General features: G+C 63.5%; 16 protein-coding genes. 7 read left to right on the top strand and 9 right to left on the bottom strand.

Going from position 1 to position 18,746, the window contains the following annotated elements; translation table 11 throughout:
- Positions 1–108: 108 nt before the first annotated feature.
- The 9 genes from GVN17_RS10480 to GVN17_RS10520 form a co-directional block, all read right to left on the bottom strand.
- The gene (locus tag GVN17_RS10480) at positions 109–1,434 is read right to left on the bottom strand and encodes an MFS transporter (protein ID WP_178115716.1); all 1,326 of its coding nucleotides are present in this window, start codon (positions 1,432–1,434) and stop codon (positions 109–111) included.
- Positions 1,435–1,777: 343 nt separating this feature from the next.
- A complete protein-coding gene (locus GVN17_RS10485; protein ID WP_166595197.1) occupies positions 1,778–2,059 on the bottom strand; it encodes a hypothetical protein in 282 nt (93 codons plus the stop codon).
- Between the two features lie 90 nt (positions 2,060–2,149).
- On the bottom strand, positions 2,150–2,890 hold the full coding sequence (hutC, locus tag GVN17_RS10490) for a histidine utilization repressor (protein WP_256665178.1): 741 nt from the start codon (positions 2,888–2,890) through the stop codon (positions 2,150–2,152).
- Positions 2,891–3,020: 130 nt separating this feature from the next.
- Positions 3,021–3,845 carry an amino acid ABC transporter ATP-binding protein gene (locus GVN17_RS10495; protein ID WP_166595539.1) on the bottom strand — a complete coding sequence of 275 codons (825 nt, stop codon included), beginning with the start codon at positions 3,843–3,845 and terminating at the stop codon, positions 3,021–3,023.
- A 79-nt stretch (positions 3,846–3,924) separates the two neighbouring features.
- Positions 3,925–4,596 (bottom strand): amino acid ABC transporter permease, encoded by a 672-nt coding sequence (locus GVN17_RS10500; RefSeq protein WP_166595199.1) that lies wholly within the window; start codon positions 4,594–4,596, stop codon positions 3,925–3,927.
- On the bottom strand, positions 4,593–5,252 hold the full coding sequence (locus GVN17_RS10505) for an amino acid ABC transporter permease (protein WP_166595200.1): 660 nt from the start codon (positions 5,250–5,252) through the stop codon (positions 4,593–4,595). Before GVN17_RS10505 ends, GVN17_RS10500 begins: the two co-directional genes overlap by 4 nt.
- A gap of 214 nt (positions 5,253–5,466) precedes the next feature.
- On the bottom strand, positions 5,467–6,318 hold the full coding sequence (locus GVN17_RS10510; protein WP_178115717.1) for a transporter substrate-binding domain-containing protein: 852 nt from the start codon (positions 6,316–6,318) through the stop codon (positions 5,467–5,469).
- Between the two features lie 122 nt (positions 6,319–6,440).
- Positions 6,441–7,817, bottom strand: a complete 1,377-nt coding sequence (locus tag GVN17_RS10515) for an FAD-binding oxidoreductase (protein WP_166595201.1) — start codon at positions 7,815–7,817, stop codon at positions 6,441–6,443.
- Positions 7,818–7,821: 4 nt separating this feature from the next.
- Positions 7,822–9,009 carry an alpha-hydroxy acid oxidase gene (locus tag GVN17_RS10520; RefSeq protein WP_166595202.1) on the bottom strand — a complete coding sequence of 396 codons (1,188 nt, stop codon included), beginning with the start codon at positions 9,007–9,009 and terminating at the stop codon, positions 7,822–7,824.
- A 327-nt stretch (positions 9,010–9,336) separates the two neighbouring features.
- Here GVN17_RS10520 and GVN17_RS10525 point away from each other — a divergent pair, with 327 nt between their 5' ends.
- From GVN17_RS10525 to GVN17_RS10555, 7 genes are all read left to right on the top strand, one after another.
- The gene (locus GVN17_RS10525; protein WP_166595203.1) at positions 9,337–10,296 is read left to right on the top strand and encodes an isopenicillin N synthase family oxygenase; all 960 of its coding nucleotides are present in this window, start codon (positions 9,337–9,339) and stop codon (positions 10,294–10,296) included.
- A 205-nt stretch (positions 10,297–10,501) separates the two neighbouring features.
- Positions 10,502–10,597, top strand: a complete 96-nt coding sequence (gene kdpF / locus GVN17_RS10530) for a K(+)-transporting ATPase subunit F (RefSeq protein ID WP_037009437.1) — start codon at positions 10,502–10,504, stop codon at positions 10,595–10,597.
- A 5-nt stretch (positions 10,598–10,602) separates the two neighbouring features.
- Positions 10,603–12,297: a potassium-transporting ATPase subunit KdpA gene (gene kdpA / locus GVN17_RS10535; protein WP_166595204.1), complete on the top strand. Its 1,695-nt coding sequence runs from the start codon at positions 10,603–10,605 to the stop codon at positions 12,295–12,297.
- Between the two features lie 10 nt (positions 12,298–12,307).
- Positions 12,308–14,368, top strand: a complete 2,061-nt coding sequence (gene kdpB / locus GVN17_RS10540; RefSeq protein WP_166595205.1) for a potassium-transporting ATPase subunit KdpB — start codon at positions 12,308–12,310, stop codon at positions 14,366–14,368.
- A 69-nt stretch (positions 14,369–14,437) separates the two neighbouring features.
- Positions 14,438–14,989 carry a potassium-transporting ATPase subunit KdpC gene (gene kdpC / locus GVN17_RS10545; protein ID WP_166595206.1) on the top strand — a complete coding sequence of 184 codons (552 nt, stop codon included), beginning with the start codon at positions 14,438–14,440 and terminating at the stop codon, positions 14,987–14,989.
- 193 nt (positions 14,990–15,182) lie between these two features.
- Positions 15,183–17,840: a sensor histidine kinase KdpD gene (locus GVN17_RS10550; RefSeq protein WP_166595207.1), complete on the top strand. Its 2,658-nt coding sequence runs from the start codon at positions 15,183–15,185 to the stop codon at positions 17,838–17,840.
- Positions 17,841–18,056: 216 nt separating this feature from the next.
- The gene (locus tag GVN17_RS10555) at positions 18,057–18,746 is read left to right on the top strand and encodes a response regulator (protein ID WP_166595208.1); all 690 of its coding nucleotides are present in this window, start codon (positions 18,057–18,059) and stop codon (positions 18,744–18,746) included.

The raw sequence follows: 18,746 nt of genomic DNA on the forward strand, positions 1-18,746 counted from the left end.
CGAATGGATTCAGGCGGTGGAGACGGGTGGGGTGAACCGGCCCTTCGTCGGATTGCCGCCCAACATGAGGTCGCTCCCACAGGTTCTGTGCCGGTTGCCTGATCGGGCTCAGACCCGAGGATTCGCCGTGTTTTTAGTCACCATCCGCAACCCGCTGGCAATGCTGCCCACCGCTGCGAACCCTGCGCCGATGCTCAACGCCAGCACCGGCCCGTGGGCGTTGGAAATGCCGAAACTCAACGCCACCAACGCCGCGCCGGTGGCTTGCCCGATCAGACGGGCGGTGGCAATGGTTCCACTGGCACCGCTGGAGCGTTCCTTCGGCGCACTGGTCATCAGGGCTTTCTGGTTCGGGGCCTGGAAGAACCCGAAGCCGATGCCGCACAGAATCATCCGCACGATGATCGAGATCACGCTGGCGTCGGCCGGCATGGTCGCCAGGGAAATCATCCCGACGCAAAGCATCGCCAACCCGATCCCGCCCAACAAACCGGGCGGATAACGGTCCGACATACGCCCGGCAAACGGCGCGATCATCGCCACCACCACCGACCACGGCGTCATCAGAAACCCGGTCTGCACCGGATCGCGGCCCAGCGTGGTTTCAAAAAAGAATGGCAGCGACACGAACGCCAGGCCTTGGGTCGCGAACGAGCAAAAGGCTGTCAGCGCCGAGAGGGCGAACATCGGGCGTTTCAGCAGATCCAGCGGAAACATCGGCGCCGGATGCCCGGCCTCGCGCTTGAGCATCGCCGCGCCGCCCACCAGAAAGATCGCCAGCGCAATCAACACGCTGCTCATCGACCCCAATTGCGCTGCCTGGCTCAAGGCAAAAATCAGGGCGCCGAAGGTGATGACGTTGAGGATCGCGGTCACGCGGTCGAAGGTCAGGCTGCCGGGTTTGGTCACCGGCAACGAATTCCAGGCGAACACCAGCGCGAAAATGCCGATGGGCAGGTTGATCGCGAACAGCCACGGCCAATGGGCCACCGACAACACCAGCGAGGCGATGGTCGGGCCGATGGAGAAGGACGTGCCGACCACCAGCGCGTTCATCCCCAGCCCGCGCCCGAGGCGTTCGGCGGGGAAGATCGAGCTGATCAGCCCGGCGTTGACGCTCATGATCGCGCTGGCGCCGATGCCTTGCAGCACGCGGGCGACGGTCAGGGTCGGCAACGACCATGAAAAAGTGCACAACGCCGACGACACCACGAACAGGATCAGGCCGCCGAGGTACACCTTGCGCTGGCCCAACACTCCGCCCAGCGCCGCGAAGGGCAGCAGCGTTGCCACCGCCGCCAGTTGATAGGCGTTGATGATCCACACCGACGCGGCGGGGGAAGCGTTGAGGTCGGCGGCAATGGCCGGCAGGGCGGTGTTGGCGATGGCTGTGTCGAGGGTGGCGAGGGCGATGGACAGCAAAATTGCCACCATGCCGCGAAATTCGCGGGAGGAGAGTTTATCGCTGACGCGCGGCGGATTTTGAGGGGCGGGCTGAGTGACAGGTTGGACCATTATCGACAACGCTCCGGGAAAAAGTGCAAGCAGGGCTGCATACGCAACCAGAAGCGTGATGGTGCCGGTTTGTTAGGGGGCTATGCAATGGACAGAGCGCAGGAATTGAAGCGGATTATTGGATGATTCACCGTAGACAGACACGACGCATAAACCTGTGGGAGCGAATTCATTCACGAGGGGCGGGTACATCCGAGGCATAGCTTGCGGCTGTACGTGCGTTTCGCGAATGAATTCGCTCCCACAGGGCCTGAAACCCGGTTTAACCGCCAGCGGTATCAATATCCCGATCCGTAGCCCCGGTCTGGTTCTCGTCCTTGGTCTTGTCCGGCGACTCATGCTCTTCTGGCTCGAAGTCCGGGGTGAAGCTGTTCTCGCCTGAACTGTTGCCGTTGTTCTCCTGGCTTTGCGCGCCGTTGTTGCTCTGGCTTTGCGACCCTCCCGACGCCGGTGGCTTGTCCTGACCCATGTGATTGTCAGGGGTGTCCGGGTCGATGGCCGGGTCGTTGCGGTCGTTGGTTTGACGCGTGTCTTGGGTAGCCATATGCACCTCTTCTTGATACCGGATTCTCCGGGGCTTATCGATATCGAGGGCAGGGCGTTGCAGGCGTTCGATGAATCTGCCGAGCGGTTGTCAGCTGTCGCGGTAAGCGCCAGTCACGGGCAGGCGGCTGCCGAGGCGATAGCGGGATGAGGGGTGAGCGAGGCGCACGTAGGTGACGACGCGGCCGTTGTTCCAGGTGCGGCGGATCAACACCAGACAGGGTTCGTCGGCCTCGATTTGCAGGTGCTTGAGCTCGTCGGGAGAGGGGTGGCTGGCCTCGACGATGTGCTCCATTTCGTCCGGCTGGATGATTTTCAGCAGGTAGCGCGCCGACTGCAAGCTGTCGCCGAAGGGCTGTTGCAGGAACTCCGGCGCGGTCTGCGGGTTGACATAGCGGTCTTCCAGCTGGACCGCCACATCGTCTTCATAGTGCACGCACAGCAGATGAAACACCGACGCGCCGGTGGGCAACGACAGCGCTGACGCAATAGGCATCGACGCCGATTCCCGCGCCAGGTGCAGCACGTGGCAACGATAGCGGTGGCCCCGGGCGAGGATTTCGTCGGCGATGTTGGTGATGTGCAGCAGGTTTGACTGCGGTTTGCTCTCGGCGACGAACGTACCGACCCCGGAGATTCGCAGCAGACGGCCTTCTTCGGTCAGCTCTCGCAGCGCCCGGTTGACCGTCATGCGCGACATGCCCAGCTCCAACACCAGCCGGTTCTCCGACGGGATAAGGTCGCCCGGTTTCCATTCCCCGGACACCAGCTTGCCCTGCACGAAATCCTTGGCCTGGCGATACAGGGCCTGGGGTGCGGGTTTGTCCATCATTGACCTCCCAGGACCTGTAGGAGTGAGCTTGCTCGCGATGAAGATTTACCTGTCAACGCATGCGTCTCACACACCTCTATCGCGAGCAAGCTCACTCCTACAGGATTCGCGTGTATTCAGATCGACCCGTCTACGATTTTCCGTCCTGCCAAAACGCGTTGCGGTCCAGATAATTCTGCAAAAACTGCTGCAACCTCGGCTGTTCGGCGTTGTGGAAGATCTGCTGCGGTGTACCCCGGGCGACCACTTCGCCTTGATCGAGGAAGATCACCGAATCCGCGACCTGCGCGGCAAAGCCCATTTCGTGGGTCACCACGACCATGGTCATGCCTTCTTTGGCGAGGGTCTTCATCACCTGCAGCACTTCGCCCACCAGTTCCGGGTCCAGCGCCGAGGTCGGCTCATCGAACAGCATGATGTGCGGCTCCATCGCCAGCGCCCGGGCGATCGCCACGCGCTGCTGCTGACCGCCCGACAACTGCGCCGGGTAGGCCGTGGCCTTGTGCGCCAGACCGACCTTATCCAGCATCGCCATGCCGCGTTTGTTCGCCTCATCGGCGGACAATTTACGCACCCGGCGCAGTGCCTCACAGACGTTGCCGATGGCGGTCATGTGCGGCCACAGGTTGAACTGCTGAAACACCATGCCGACGTTGCGGCGCACCTGATTGATCTGCGATTGCGGCGCGCGGCGACGGCCCTTGTCGGCGTCCTGCCAGCCGAGCAACTGGCCTTCGATGTGAATCGAGCCTTCGTCGTATTCCTCAAGGAACGCCATGCTGCGCAACAGCGTGCTCTTGCCGGAACCGGACGGGCCAATCAGGCACACGACCTCCGAGCGCTGCACCTGCAAATCGATGCCCTTGAGCACGCGCAGGGTGCCGAAGCTTTTGCCGACCTTGTTCAGCGTCAGAATGGTGGGCTGCTCGCCGGGTGGGGTTGCCGAAGTCTTCATGCGTTCACCTTGTTTCTCGCGTGTATTGTCGGACACGGCGCCGCTGGGAATCAGGAGACTGTTCATAGGGTGGCTTCTTTCATCGGGCTTGCTTGTTCATGAAGCGGCCGACACGGCTTTCCAGGAACATGCCCAGCCGCGAGCACAGTTCCACCAGAATCAGATAGCCGATGCACAGCATCAGCAGGGTTTCGACGAAGGCGAAGGTCTCCGAGCCGATGCCGGTCAGGACCATCGTCAGCTCCGGAATGGTGATGATCGACAGCACGGCGGTCTCCTTGCACAGCACGGTGATCATGTTGATCAGCGCCGGAAGGATGATCACCAGCATCTGCGGCACCTGAATCCGCCAGATGCATTGCAGGCGGGTGATGCCCAGGCAATCGGCTGCTTCCAGTTGACCACGGGCGACCGAATCGAAACCGGAGCGGAAGATTTCGGCGAAGTACACGCTGCCGTACACCCCCAGCCCGAGGATGCCCGCCGGGATCGGATCGAGGCTCAGGCCGAACGACGGCCCGCCGTAATACACGAGGAACAACTGCACCAGAAATGGCGTGCTGCGGATCAGTTCGATGAACACTCGCAACGGGGCGCGCACCAGGTTGTTGCCGAAGATTTGCGCGACGGCGATCAGCATGCCCAGCACGATGCCGAGCACCACACCGCTGCTCCAGGTGCCGAGGGTGACCAGAAAGCCCGAACCAATGTCGTCCAGGTGATCGGTGATGATTTTCGGGTCGAAGATCATGCGTCTTGCTCCTTCAGCCGGCGTTCCAGCACGCCACCGAAATACGCCAGCGGGATGTTGATCAGGCAATAGAAGCCCGCGAGCATCAGGTAATCCTGCACGAACATGTAATCGCTGGCGGCGAGGTTTTGCGCGGTGCGGGTCAGGTCAGCCAGGCCGACCACCGACACCAGCGATGAGGCCTTGATCAGCAGGATCATTTCGTTGACCAGTGCAGGCAGGGTCAGGCGCACGGCCTGGGGCACGCGGATACGCACCAGCATCTGGCTGGCGCTCAGGCCCAGCAGACCGGCGGCTTCCAGTTGGCCGCCCGGAATGGCCAGGAATCCACCCCGCAGAATTTCAGCGGTATAGGCGCCCGCTGCCAGCGACAGGCCGATCACGGCGGCCACGGTGGGCGAGACGTTGGGCAGGCCGACGCGGGGCAGGAAGTAATAAATGAACAGCAATTGCACCAGCAGCGGAATGCCGCGGAACACGAAAATATAGGCCCCGCCCAGACGGCGGAGCAGGGGAATCGGCGACAGGCGCAACGCCCCGACGACCACGCCAATGACGAAGCCGATCGCCAGCGCGGCGATGGACACCTGCAACGTCACCCACAAGGCGCCGAGCAATAAAGGTGCGTTCTGTTGCAGCAAGGGCCAATCAAACACGGTGCGACTCCAGCTGTGGATCGACGCTTATGGAAAATCTCGGCAGTCAGATCGCGCTCAATCTTGACCACTGCTAAAAACACTGTAGGAGTGAGCTTGCTCGCGATAGCAGTGGGTAAAACACATCATCGGCTATAACCAAGCTCCCATCGCGAGCAAGCTCACTCCTACAGAGAGGTGCGTCCTTCCCGCGAAAATGGAACGACGCCAAGGCTTACCAGGTCGGTTCGAAATCACCCTTCGGCACGTCCATCTCGGCGCCGAGCCATTTCTTTTGCAGGGCAGCCAGGCGGCCGTCGTCGTGCATTTTGTTCACGGCGGCATCGAGCGCGGCGATCAGGCTGTCGGCATCGGCGTCCTTGCGGCCCAGGTAGGCGAAGTAGGATTTCTTGCCGAACGGCGGCTGCACCACTTTGTACAGATTGGCTTTCTGTGCGGCGACGAACGAGATGTTCGGCAGCGAGTTGGCCACCGCGACAATACGCTTGGCGGCGAGGTCAGCGTAAGCCTGGTTGTTGTCGACGTATTCGCGAATGGTGACCTTCTCTGGCAGGGTCGCGGCAAAGGTTTTCAACTCTTCCAGTTGCGCCGAGCCTTTGCCTGCACCGACGGTCTTGCCCGCGATGTCTTCAGGCTTCTTGATGCTGTCGTCCTTGGCGCCGACCATCAGCGCCACGGTCGCTTCGGCAATCGGCGAGACGAAGTGGTAACGCTCCTTGCGCGCCTTGGTCACGATGATCGGACCGGCCACGACGTCGAATTTCTTCGCTTCCAGGCCCGGCAGCACGCTTGGCCATGGCAGGTCGAGGAACTTGATCTTGACCCCCAGTTCTTTGCCCAGCTCGGCGAACAGTTCGGCGTTCAGGCCCTGCTGTTTGCCCGCTTCGAGAAAGTCGAACGGCGCGAACTGCATTTCCGTACCGACCACCAGCTCACCGGCTTTCTTTACGTCGGCCAACTGGTCGGCGTGGGCGGCCAGAGGCAACAGGGCGAGTGCCACTGCCATGCTCAGGCGTTTGACTGTCTTGCTGAACACGTGTGTACCGAAGCGGGAATCGAGTTGCATGGGGTCACTCCTCATTCATCAGATGCAGTGTGGTGTCGTCATGATCGGGGTCAGGTGCAACGGTTGTGTGATGTGAATGTGCAGTTAGCGTGCCATACCGGTCTATACAACCTGCACAGCGTTTAATCGAAGATTTTTCCCGGATTCAAAATCCCGTTGGGGTCAAAGCTGCGCTTGAGCTCGACCATGGTTTGCAACGCTTCGGCGCTCACGGAGTGGTGCAGAAACTCGCGCTTGAGCAGGCCGATGCCATGCTCCGCCGACACCGCGCCGCCCAACTGGCCCACCGCGCGGTACACCAAATCTTCGATTTCAAAGACCGGCGCGGGCTGGGGCAGGCTGTTCAGGTCTACGGTCAGGTGCAGGTTGCTGTCACCGATGTGGCCGAAATACACGCTGTGATTGCCCGGCCAGCGCAGGTCCAGACGCTGGCGACACAGGTCGGCGAATTCACCGATCTGGCCGATGGGCAGGCTGATGTCGAAGTTCAGCGGTGCGAGGCGCACCGGGAATTCGCCGGTGGCTTCGCGAATCTTCCACAGGCTGCGGGCCTGAGCCTGCGAGCTGGCGAGGATCGCATCCACCACTTCACCGGCCTCAAGGGCCGCGTTCAACGTCTGTTCCAGCACCTCGGCACTGGCCGATGATTCCAGCAGCACGTACAGCGGATGATGATCGGGCATCGGCGCGACGGGGTTTTCCAGCCATGCCACGCCCATGCGGTAGAAGTCCTGCCACATCAATTCGTAGGCTTGCGGCGTCCCGGCGCTGCGCTGCACACGACGCAAAAAGGCGACGGCGCTGGCGTAGTCGGGCAGGGCGCACAACAGCGTGGTGCTGTGGCCGGGTTGCGGCGCCATTTTCAGCACGGCGCGGGTGATCACCCCAAGAGTGCCTTCGCTGCCGATGAAGCACTGTTTCAGGTCATAACCGCAGTTGTTCTTGATCATCTTGTTCATCAGGTTCAACACGCGACCGTCGGCCAGCACCACTTCCAGGCCGAGCACCAGATCGCGGGTCATGCCGTAGCGAATCACCGCGTTGCCCCCGGCATTGGTCGCGATGTTGCCGCCGATCTGACACGAACCCCGCGCACCCAGATCCAGCGGAAACAGATAGCCCGCGTCGGCGACGGCCTGTTGAATCGCCTGCAGCGTGGTGCCCGCCTTGACGGTGACGGTGGCCGCCGCTTCGTCGATCTCTTCGATGCCTTGCAAGCGATCCAGCGACAGCGCGAAGTCGGTGGGACGCGGGACCGCGCCGCCCGCCAGGCCGGTCATGCCGCCTTGGGGCACCACCGATTGTCGCGCCGCATTGCAGATGCGCAGGGCCGTGGCGACTTGCTCGGTGTGCGTGGGCAGGATCAAGGCCGCAGGGCAGGCGGGCGCGTGGCGGGTCCAGTCGGTGTGGTGACGCGGGCTGATGGCGTCGCCGGTCAGCACCTGGGCATCGCCCAACGCAGCGCGTAATGCTTTGAGGGTGTGTTGCACGTCACTCATGGGGTCAACTCACGGAAAAGGTCGCGTCAGCCTTCGGGCTCACACGCAATTGGTTCAGGTCCGGCTGGCCGAGCAGGGTCAGGGCTAGGTGCAGTTCCCGGCTCAGCAGGTCCAGCGCATGCCCGGCCCCCGCCTGACCGCCTACCGCTACGCCATATAAGGTGGCTCGGCCCAGCAGCACGGCATCGGCGCCGAGCGCGCAGGCCTTGAGAATGTCGGTGCCGCGACGAATGCCGCTGTCCAGCAGAATGCTCAACTTGCCCTTGGCCACGTCCGCGATGGCGGGCAGGCAATCGAGGCTGGCGGGCACGCCGTCCAGCTGTCGGCCGCCGTGGTTGGTAACGACAATGCCGTCCAGCCCCAGCTGCACGGCCTGTTCGGCGTCCTGCGGGTGCATCACGCCCTTGAGCAGCAGGCGATGAGGCCAGCGGTCGCGCAGGCGGGCGAGGAAGTCCCAGCTCAGCTGATTCTCCATCTTCGCGCCGATGAAATGCGCGGCGCCTGCGGCATTGCGCTGATCGGCGGGCAGGTAGCGGTCGAGGTTGGCCATGCTTGGCATGCCGTGGGGCCAGAGGGTTTGCCGGACCCAGCGCGGGCGGCGCAACACGTCGAGCTTGTTGCGCAGGCTCAACTGGCGCGGCCGGGAGAAATTGCGTTTGTCCCATTCGCGATTGCCCAGCAGCACGGCGTCGGTGGTCAGCAGCAGCGTGCGACAGCCCACGGCGTCGGCCCGTGCGAGCAAGTCTTCCTGCACTTGCGGATCGCTCATGGCGTAGAGCTGGAACCACAGGTTGACGTCCGGGACGGCCGCGACAATCTGCTCCAGCGAGCTGGTCGACACGGTGCTGAGGGTGAACGGCAGGCCGCGCTCGGTGGCGGCCCGGGCCAGGTGAATGTCGGCGTCGCGGTGCAGCATGCCGTTGTAGCCGGTGGGGGCGATCACCATCGGCATGGGCTGTTCGCGCCCGAACAGGGTGCGGCGTGTGTCGGGCGTCTTCCACGGCACCAGTGTGCGCGGCAACAGGCTGACGTCTGCGAAGGCCTGACGGTTACGGGCCAGGGTCAGCTCTTCTTCAGCGCCACCATTGAGGTATTCCCACGCGAAATGCGGCAGCCGCCGACGGGCCATGTCGGCCAGTTCGGCAATGCTGTGCGCGCGCAGGCAATCGGAACCGGTGTGATAACGACGCATGGGAGTCCTTGGACGAGCTGTATAGACAGCTGAGGCAAGATGCAGGCCAGTTGAGATTAGCCAGCACGCCCCCGTGGCAGGGCTGTTCGATCTTGGGGCAGTGACAGCGATGTCACCAAAAGTTGCACCGAATGAATTCGGCGTGCACGTTGCTGGGGCGTTGCGAAACCTGACGTGCACTCACGACACGGTCACGGTGAGCGCTATTGGAGGTTGCCACCGTGGGGAAGGGGCTATCTGACGCACCCCATTCGTCTAAAAGACGCGCGGCATACAAAATGCTTCTTCCTGTCTATACAGCCCTATTTCCCTCTCACAGGAGCCCCCATGACTGTCACTGCCAATCTCCCGCTGATCGACATGGCCGGTGTCTGCGAAGGCGACGAGGCCGCGCTGCATCGCGCCGGCGAGGCCATTCGCAAGGCCTGTAGCGAAACCGGGTTTTTTTACATCATTAACCACGGTGTGCCGCAGGCGGTGATCGATGCGGCGATGGCGGCGGCGAAAACCTTCTTTGCCTTCCCGCCCGACGTGAAACGCCAGGTGGCGGTGAACAAACGCCATCGCGGCTGGCACGCGTTGGGCGGGGCGTTGATGTACGAGGCGACCAAGCCGGATTTCAAGGAATTCTTCAGCATGGGGCTGGAGCTGCCGGAAGACGATCCGTGCGTCCTGGCGGGGGAGGCGCTGCGCGGGCCGAACCAGTGGCCGGATTTCATGCCGGAACTGCGCCTGGCGCTGGACGCCTATTACGAGGCGATCGGCCGTGCCGGCGCGGATTTGCTCAGGGCTGTAGCCGTGGGGCTGGGCATCGAGCCGGAGTTCTTTTCGCCGAAATACGGCAAGCGTTTGCAGCGCACGCAGATAGTGTATTACCCGCCGCATCCCCCGATGGCAGAGTCCGATCAGTTCGGCGTCGCGCCGCACACTGATTACGGGTGCATCACGTTGTTGTATCAGGACAACAGCGGCGGGTTGCAAGTGCGTGAACTGTCCACTGACAGCTGGATCGATGCGACGCCGATCGAAGGCAGCCTGGTGGTGAACGTGGGGGATCTGTTGGCGCGCTGGTCCAACGACCGCTTCCGCTCGACGTTGCACCGGGTCATCAATAGGTCCGGGCATGAACGGTATTCGATTGCGACGTTTTACGACCCGACGTTCAGTGCGGTGGTCGATCCCTGTGACCTGGGCGTGGACACCGGGTCATACCCTCCGGTGACGGCCGGGGCCTATATATTGAAGCGGATCGATGATTCGATGGCCTACCGAAAAAAGGCGCAATAACGCCGTTTCATTGAGTCGACGCCCCAAAGCCGACTCACTGCCGCACCCGCGGCGCACGAGCCCTTGCTGACGGGCCTCGATCCCGTCTGCGCATGACTCTTTACGCTTTCTTTATGGGTTTGGCCCCCCGTCGATCTCGTTCCTTTACACCCTCCGATCCGACAATTCCCTCACACGGCAGTCGCCGTATGACGGAGAGTTTTTCATGAGCGTTCTGGATGGGGTGTCTCTGCTGTTGGCGGCAGGGTTGTTCGTGTATTTGCTGGTGGCGCTGCTGCGTGCCGGCCGGGTCGAGGAGTGACGGCCATGCACGGGTATGACTATCTGCTGATTCTGGCGTTCTTCGCGCTGGTGCTGGTGCCCGCGCCGCTGTTGGGCCGCTTCTATTACAAGGTCATGGAAGGCAAGCGCACGTGGCTGAGCCCGGTGATGGGGCCGGTGGAGCGTGTGTGTTATCGCCTGTCCGGCGTCGATCCCACGGTCGAGCACAACTGGAAAACCTACACACTGGCCCTGCTGGCGTTCAACCTGGCGGGCTTTGTCGTGCTGTTCGCGATTTTGCTGTTCCAGGGCGCGCTGCCCCTCAACCCCCAAGGCCTGCCGGGGATGGAGTGGTCGCTGGCGTTCAACACGGCAATGAGTTTTGTCACCAACACCAACTGGCAGAGCTACAGCGGCGAATCGTCCCTGAGCTACCTGAGCCAGATGGCGGGCCTGACGGTGCAGAACTTCGTCAGCGCCGCCACCGGCATTGCCGTGCTGGTCGCGTTCTGTCGCGGGATTGGCCGTCGCTCGACGCAGCACCTCGGCAACTTCTGGGCCGACATGACCCGCGCCACCCTCTACGGCCTGCTGCCGCTGTGCATCGTGCTGGCGCTGTTTCTGGTCTGGCAGGGCGTGCCGCAAACCTTCGCCCATTACGTTGACGCCGTGACGCTGCAAGGCGCCGACCAGACAATTCCCCTCGGCCCGGCCGCCAGCCAGATCGCGATCAAGCAACTGGGCACCAACGGCGGCGGCTTCTTCGGCGTCAACTCCGCGCACCCGTTCGAGAACCCCACCGCGTGGAGCAACCTGTTCGAGATGGCATCGATCATTTTGATCCCGGTGGCGCTGGTGTTCACCTTCGGCCATTACGTCAAAGACCTGCGCCAGAGCCGGGCCATTCTGGCCTGCATGCTGGTGCTGTTCCTGATCGGCGGGGCCACGGCGTTGTGGGCTGAATACCAACCCAACCCAACGCTGAACCTGGCATCGGTGGAGCAGACCGCGCCGATGGAAGGCAAGGAAACCCGCTTCGGCACCACCGCCACGGTGCTGTGGGCGACCACCACGACAGCGGCCTCAAACGGTTCGGTCAACGGCATGCACGACAGCCTCAATCCGCTGACCGGCATGATCGCCCTGGCCAACATGATGGTCGGTGAAGTGATCTTCGGCGGTGTCGGCGCGGGGTTGTACGGGATGCTGCTGAACGTGCTGATCGCCGTGTTCCTCGCGGGTTTGATGATCGGCCGCACCCCGGAATACCTCGGCAAGAAATTGCAGGCCCGTGAAGTGAAACTGCTGGTGGCGACCCTGATCGTCATGCCCGTCGGCGTGCTGGTGTTCGGTGCCTTGGCGGCGTCGTTGCCCGGTCCTGCGGGGGCGGTGAGCAACCCCGGCGCCCACGGCTTCAGCCAGCTGCTGTACACCTACACCTCGGCCACGGCGAACAACGGTTCGGCGTTCGGCGGGTTCAGCGCCAACACCCTGTTCCACAACCTGATGCTCAGCCTGTCGATGTTCATCGGCCGCTTCGGTTACATCCTGCCGGTGCTGGCGCTGGCCGGGAGTCTGGCGGCGAAAAAGACCGCGCCCCTTGGCCTGAACAGCTTCCCGACCCACGGCCCGCTGTTCGTCACCCTGTTGACCGTGACCATTTTGCTGGTGGGGGGCCTCACGTTTCTGCCGACCCTGGCGTTGGGACCGATTGCCGAACACTTGAGCCTGGGCTTCTGAGGACCGAATCATGAACATGCATGCGCCTGTGACAAAGAACCCCGAGCACACCGCCGAACCTGCGAAAACCGCCATCGCTGCCTTGTGGCGTCCGGCGTTGGTTCAGGCCTTCGTCAAACTCGACCCGCGTCAGTTGCAACGTGCGCCGGTGATGCTGGTGGTCGAGCTGACCGCGGTCCTCACCACCATCCTGTGCCTGATCCCCAACCCGGCCGTGCCGACCTTCGTCGCGGTGCAGATTGCGGTGTGGCTGTGGTTCACCGTGCTGTTCGCCAACTTCGCCGAGGCCTTGGCCGAAGGCCGTGGCAAGGCCAGGGCCGACAGCCTGAAAGCCGGGAGCGAAGGCCTGAAAGCCCGCCTGCAAGGGGCGAACGGCGCGTTTATCACGGTCAACGCCAGCACCTTGCGCAAGGGCGACGTGGTGCGCGTCGAAGCCGGGGAGCTGATTCCCGGCGACGGCGAGGTCATTGAAGGCATCGCGGCGGTCAACGAAGCGGCGATCACCGGTGAGTCTGCGCCGGTGATTCGCGAGTCCGGCGGCGACCGTTCGGCGGTCACTGGCAACACCCGGCTGGTCTCGGACTGGCTACTGGTACGCATCAGCGCCAACCCCGGCGAGTCAACGCTGGACCGCATGATTGCGCTGGTGGAAGGCGCCAAACGCCAGAAAACCCCCAACGAAGTCGCGCTGGACATCCTGCTGATCGGCCTGACCCTGATCTTTCTGCTGGTGGTCGTGACCCTGCAACCCTTTGCCCATTTCGCCGGGGGCAGCCTGCCGCTGGTGTTTCTGGTGGCGTTGCTGGTGACGCTGATTCCCACCACCATCGGCGGCCTGCTGTCGGCCATCGGCATCGCGGGGATGGACCGCCTGGTGCGCCTGAACGTCATCGCCAAATCCGGCCGGGCCGTGGAAGCGGCGGGGGATGTGCACGTGTTGCTGCTGGACAAGACCGGCACCATCACCTTCGGTAATCGTCGCTGCGCAGCGGTCTATGCGGCGCCCGGCGTGAGTGGCAAGGAGCTGAGCGAAGGCACGCTGCTGGCCTCGCTGGCCGACGACACCGCCGAGGGCAAGTCCATCGTCGAGTACCTGCGTGCGCTGAACCCGATGATCGAGCCCGCGCCTAGCCAGCTGATAGCGGTGCCGTTCAGTGCCGAAACCCGCCTGTCTGGCGTCGACTTCGATGGCCGCGTGTACCGCAAAGGCGCCGTGGATTCGCTGCTGACATTCATTGGCCGTGACCGCGCCGACCTGCCGCAAAGCCTGGCCCGAGAGATCGACAAGATCGCCAAGACCGGGGGCACGCCGCTGCTGGTCTCGGTCGACAACACGCTGCTGGGCGCGATTCACCTCAAGGACGTGGTCAAGCCAGGCATCCGCGAGCGTTTTGATGAGCTGCGCAAACTGGGAATTCGCACGGTCATGGTCACCGGCGACAACCCGCTGACCGCCGCCGCCATTGCTGCTGAAGCGGGGGTGGACGACGTGCTGGCCGAAGCCACGCCGGAGAAAAAACTGGAGCGCATTCGTCAGGAACAGAACGACGGGCGTCTGGTGGCGATGTGCGGCGACGGCGCCAACGACGCTCCGGCGCTGGCCCAGGCGGACGTCGGCATGGCGATGAACGACGGCACCCAGGCGGCGCGGGAAGCGGCCAATATGGTCGACCTCGACAGCGACCCCACCAAGCTGCTGGACGTGGTGCAAGTGGGCAAGGAATTGCTGGTCACCCGAGGTGCGCTGACCACGTTCTCCATCGCCAACGACGTGGCCAAATACTTCGCGATCCTGCCCGCGCTGTTCGCGGCGATCTACCCGCAATTAGGCGTGCTCAATATCATGGGTTTGGCGAGCCCGCAGAGCGCGATTCTGTCGGCCATCGTGTTCAACGCGCTGATCATCGTGGTGCTGATTCCGCTGGCCTTGCGCGGGGTGCGGGTGCAGGCGGCGAGTGCGGCGCACCTGCTCCGTCGCAACCTTCTGATCTACGGGCTGGGGGGGATTCTCGTGCCGTTCGTGGGGATCAAGGCGATCGACCTGCTGTTGACCGGCCTGCATCTGGTGTAAGCGCTGTTTTTCGGCGGCGGGGTGGCGTGTCCTGCCTCGTCGCGACCCGATTTGATTGAGGAATGAATGATGTCGACTATAGTGCGTCCCGCTGTGAGCCTGATCGTGCTGATGACCCTGATCACCGGCGTGGCTTATCCGCTGGTGGTGACCGGCGTCGCGCAAGTGGCGTTCCCGGAACAGGCCAACGGCAGCCTGGTGTATGACGATCAGGACAAGGTGCGCGGCTCGGAATTGATCGCGCAGAATTTTACCGGCGAAGAATGGTTTCACCCTCGTCCGTCGGCCGGGGCTTATGCCACGGTGGCGAGTGGGGCGAGTAACCTGGCCCCGAGCAATCCTGCGCTGGCGACCCGGATCGGTGATGATGCGGCGAAGGAAAAAGTCAAAGGGCAGGGGCCGGTGCCGTTGAACCTGCTGACCACGTCGGGGAGCGGTCTCGACCCTCATCTGTCGCCAGCCGCTGCCGATTATCAAGTGACGCGGGTGGCGGCGGCGCGGCATGTGTCTCGGGAGACCGTGCAGCGGCTGGTGGTGGCCAACACCTACAGCCCGCTGATTGGCCCGGCAGTGGTGAATGTGCTGGCGTTGAACCAGCGTTTAAGTGAGATTCGCCAATAACGATGTTCCACATGTAGGAGCGTGGCTTGTCCCGCGATCGGCGGGGAACCCGTCGTAAAGTCAGCGCACGCGGTGCGTCTGACGAGGCCGAGGTGTCCAGTTTTGCTGCCGGTTCCCGGCAGATCGCGGGACAAGCCACGCTCCTACACCGGGGCACCGCGCTACGATTTGATCATTACATCAGGACAACCCCGTGAACTCAGACACCCGCGCCGATGCCTTGCTGGCCACGCTTCCCCGGGATGGCCGTGGCCGCTTGAAGGTGTTTCTCGGCGCTGCTCCCGGCGTGGGCAAGACCTTCGCCATGTTGCAGGCCGCGCACACGCAACTGCGCCAAGGGGTGTCGTTGTTGGCCGGGGTTGTCGAAACCCATGGCCGCGCCGAAACCGAAGCCCTGCTCGGCGGCCTGCCGCAATTGCCCATGCTGCGTTCCGAATACCGGGGCGTGGTGCTGGAAGAAATGGACCTCGACGGCTTGCTCGCGGCCCGGCCAAAGCTGGTGCTGGTGGATGAACTGGCCCACAGCAACGCGCCGGGCAGCCGCCACGCCAAACGCTGGCAGGACATTCAGGAGCTGCTTTCGGCGGGGATCGACGTCTACACCACGGTCAACGTGCAACACCTCGAAAGCCTAAATGATCAGGTGCGCGGCATCACCGGCGTGCAGGTCCGCGAAACCCTGCCGGACTGGGTGCTGCAGGAAGCTTACGAACTGGTGTTGATCGACCTGCCGCCGCGAGAACTGCTGGAGCGACTGCGCGATGGCAAGGTCTACGTGCCGGAGCAGGCGCGAGCGGCCATCGACGCGTTCTTCACCCAGACCAACCTCACCGCCCTGCGCGAACTGGCGATGCAAACCGCAGCGGCCCAGGTCGATAACGATCTGGCCTTGGGGTATCGGCAACTGGGCCAGTCGGCGCCCGCCGTTCGTGGTCGCTTGCTGGTGGGGGTCGATGGCGATGCCCAGGCCGAGCGTCTCGTGCGACACGCCAGCCGCGTGGCTCAGCGCAGGCACCTGCCGTGGACACTGGTGCACGTCGACAATGGCCGTTTTTTCGATGAACTGGCGCGCAGCCGCCTGCAAAGCGCGCAGCAGCTGGCGGAACGGTTGGGCGGCGAAGTCGTGGTCCTGCGGGCCCCGGAAGTGGCGAAAACCCTGATCCAGCACGCCGCCGAACGCCGCGCCAGTCTGGTGCTGGTGGGGCAGTCGCGGCCTTTATTGCGTCGACGGGTGTTCGGCGGTGGGCTGGCGTCGCGTCTGCTGCGCAATGCCCACGGCCTGGAAATCAACGTGCTGGACAGCGAAGCGCGACCCGATCAGCCGTATTCGACCACGCCCCGCACGCTTAGCGGATTCGACTATCTGTTGGCCGTGCTGGCGACGGTCTGCGCCAGCGCGCTGGCCTGGGCGGTGTCCAGTGTCTTGGCTTTGCCGAACATCTCGCTGGTGTTTCTCGCAGCGGTGTTGCTGGTGGCGGTGCGCAGCAGCGTGGGCCCGGCGATGGTCTGTTCGGTGCTGTCGTTTCTGGCCTATGACTTTCTGTTCATTCCGCCGAATTTCTCCCTGAGTATTCAGCGCGAAGAAGACGTGCTGACCCTGCTGTTCTTCCTCATGATGGCCGCGCTGACCGGCAATCTCGCCGCCCGCCAGCGTCGCCAATTGCAGGCGTTGCGCGACACCCAGGAAGAGACCAGCGAGCTGCTCGACCTGTCCAAACGCCTCACCGCCGCCACCGACCGGCAGGCCGTGCTCAGCGCCGCCGACCATCACCTGTCGGGCTGGAAAGAACTGAGCGTCTGCATGCTTGACCGGGACGGCGATCAAGGCTGGAAGGTCGAGGTCGGCGGCGCGCTGGAGTTTTCCGAGTTCGAACGCGCCGCCGCCGACTGGGCCTGGCAACACGGCCAGCCCGCAGGCCGAGGCACCGGGACGCTGCCGTCGGGTGAGTGGTGGTGGCTGCCGTTGTGGGTCGATGAGGCGCCGCTGGCGTTGCTCGGCGTGCGGTCGCGTCCGGGGCAGACGTTCAGCGCCCAGCGTCGGCGATTGTTGACGGCGTTGAGTCAGCCGCTCGGGCAAGCCTTGGCCCGTGCGCGACTGGCCGAAGACCTGGAAGCCGCGCGTCTTCACGGCGAAACCGAACAATTGCGCAGCGCCTTGCTGGCCTCGGTGTCCCACGACCTGCGCACCCCGCTGACCGCGATGCGCGGCAGCATCGACAGCCTGTTGGCGTTGGGTGAGGCGATTCCGCTGGACGACCGCCGCGAGCTGTTGGAAGGCACTCGCGACGAGGCCGAGCGGCTGGACCGCTACATCCAGAACCTGCTGGACATGACCCGACTGGGTCACGGCGCGCTGAAACTGGCGCGGGACTGGGTCTCGCCGGGAGACATCGTCGGCAGCTCCCTCAACCGCTTGCGTGCGGTGCTGGCGCCGTTGCAGGTCAGCACGGAACTATCCGCCGAACTGCCGCTGCTGTACGTGCACGCGGCGCTGATCGAACAAGCGCTGATCAACGTGGTGGAAAACGCCGCGCGCTTCTCGCCGACCCATGGCCGCCTGCAGATTCGGGTCGCCGCGTCGAGCGATGAGCTGACCTTTGCTGTCAGCGACGAAGGGCCGGGGATTCCGGAAGCCGAGCGGGCGAAGATTTTCGACATGTTCTACACCGCCGCCCGGGGGGATCGCGGCGGGCAGGGCACCGGGCTGGGGCTGGCGATCTGTCAGGGCATGGTCGGTGCCCATGGCGGGCGGATCAGCGTCGGCGAGGGCATCGACGGACGCGGCACCTGCATCTCGCTGCACCTGCCGTTGCAGGCCCAGCCGCAGGCGGACGTGGAGCAGGTGGGGTGAATAGGCGATGGGTGACCCTCGGTGTTAACAAAAAAAACAGGCCTGTAAATGAATGACTCACCGGTGTCGCCAATCAACCTGTGGGAGCGAATTCATTCGCGAAGGGATCGTACGGTCGACACTGTGCTATCGACTGGACTATTTTTCGCGAATGAATTCGCGCCTACAGGTTTTGGGTCCGTTACGGACCAAGGGTGACAACGTGACAGGAAAACCATGAGCCAGACCGCAACCATTCTGGTGATCGACGACGAACCGCAGATCCGCAAATTCCTGCGCATCAGCCTCGCCTCACAAGGCTACACCGTGATCGAAGCCGGAACCGGCACCGAAGGCCTCACCCAGGCGGCGCTGAACAAGCCGGATCTGCTGGTGCTCGACCTCGGTTTGCCGGACATCGACGGACAAGACGTGCTGAGCCAGTTTCGCGAATGGTCGACCGTGCCGGTGCTGGTGCTGTCCGTGCGCGCCAGCGAGGCTGAAAAGGTCCGCGCGCTCGACGCCGGGGCCAACGATTACGTGACCAAACCGTTCGGGATTCAGGAGTTTCTGGCGCGGATTCGCGCATTGTTGCGGCAGGCGCCGGACACCGGGCAGGCCGACTCGGCGCTGGTGATCGGCCCGCTGACCGTGGACCTTGCGTATCGGCGGGTGCTGCTGGACGGCAACGAAGTCGCTCTGACCAAAAAGGAATACGCAGTGTTGGCACAACTCGCGCGGCATCCGGGGCGGGTCATCACCCAGCAGCAATTGCTCAAGGACATCTGGGGCCCGACCCATGTGGAAGACACCCATTACCTGCGCATCGTCGTCGGGCACTTGAGGCAGAAACTGGCGGATGACCCTGCTGCACCCCGGTTCATCCTGACCGAGGCGGGGGTAGGGTATCGCTTGGTGGCGTCTTGA

The sequence above is a fragment of the Pseudomonas sp. SLFW genome (assembly GCF_009905615.1).
Lineage (GTDB): Bacteria > Pseudomonadota > Gammaproteobacteria > Pseudomonadales > Pseudomonadaceae > Aquipseudomonas > Aquipseudomonas bambusae.

Excerpts from the sequence above, each read along its gene's own strand:
- kdpC (WP_166595206.1), top strand. The coding sequence starts at position 14,438 with ATGTCGACTATAGTGCGTCCCGCTGTGAGCCTGATCGTGCTGATGACC.
- kdpA (WP_166595204.1), top strand. The coding sequence starts at position 10,603 with ATGCACGGGTATGACTATCTGCTGATTCTGGCGTTCTTCGCGCTGGTG.
- GVN17_RS10510 (WP_178115717.1), bottom strand. The coding sequence starts at position 6,318 with ATGCAACTCGATTCCCGCTTCGGTACACACGTGTTCAGCAAGACAGTC.
- GVN17_RS10480 (WP_178115716.1), bottom strand. The coding sequence starts at position 1,434 with ATGGTGGCAATTTTGCTGTCCATCGCCCTCGCCACCCTCGACACAGCC.
- GVN17_RS10495 (WP_166595539.1), bottom strand. The coding sequence starts at position 3,845 with ATGAAGACTTCGGCAACCCCACCCGGCGAGCAGCCCACCATTCTGACG.
- GVN17_RS10485 (WP_166595197.1), bottom strand. The coding sequence starts at position 2,059 with ATGGCTACCCAAGACACGCGTCAAACCAACGACCGCAACGACCCGGCC.
- GVN17_RS10500 (WP_166595199.1), bottom strand. The coding sequence starts at position 4,596 with ATGATCTTCGACCCGAAAATCATCACCGATCACCTGGACGACATTGGT.
- GVN17_RS10555 (WP_166595208.1), top strand. The coding sequence starts at position 18,057 with ATGAGCCAGACCGCAACCATTCTGGTGATCGACGACGAACCGCAGATC.
- hutC (WP_256665178.1), bottom strand. The coding sequence starts at position 2,890 with ATGATGGACAAACCCGCACCCCAGGCCCTGTATCGCCAGGCCAAGGAT.
- kdpF (WP_037009437.1), top strand. The coding sequence starts at position 10,502 with ATGAGCGTTCTGGATGGGGTGTCTCTGCTGTTGGCGGCAGGGTTGTTC.
- kdpB (WP_166595205.1), top strand. The coding sequence starts at position 12,308 with ATGAACATGCATGCGCCTGTGACAAAGAACCCCGAGCACACCGCCGAA.
- GVN17_RS10515 (WP_166595201.1), bottom strand. The coding sequence starts at position 7,817 with ATGAGTGACGTGCAACACACCCTCAAAGCATTACGCGCTGCGTTGGGC.
- GVN17_RS10525 (WP_166595203.1), top strand. The coding sequence starts at position 9,337 with ATGACTGTCACTGCCAATCTCCCGCTGATCGACATGGCCGGTGTCTGC.
- GVN17_RS10520 (WP_166595202.1), bottom strand. The coding sequence starts at position 9,009 with ATGCGTCGTTATCACACCGGTTCCGATTGCCTGCGCGCGCACAGCATT.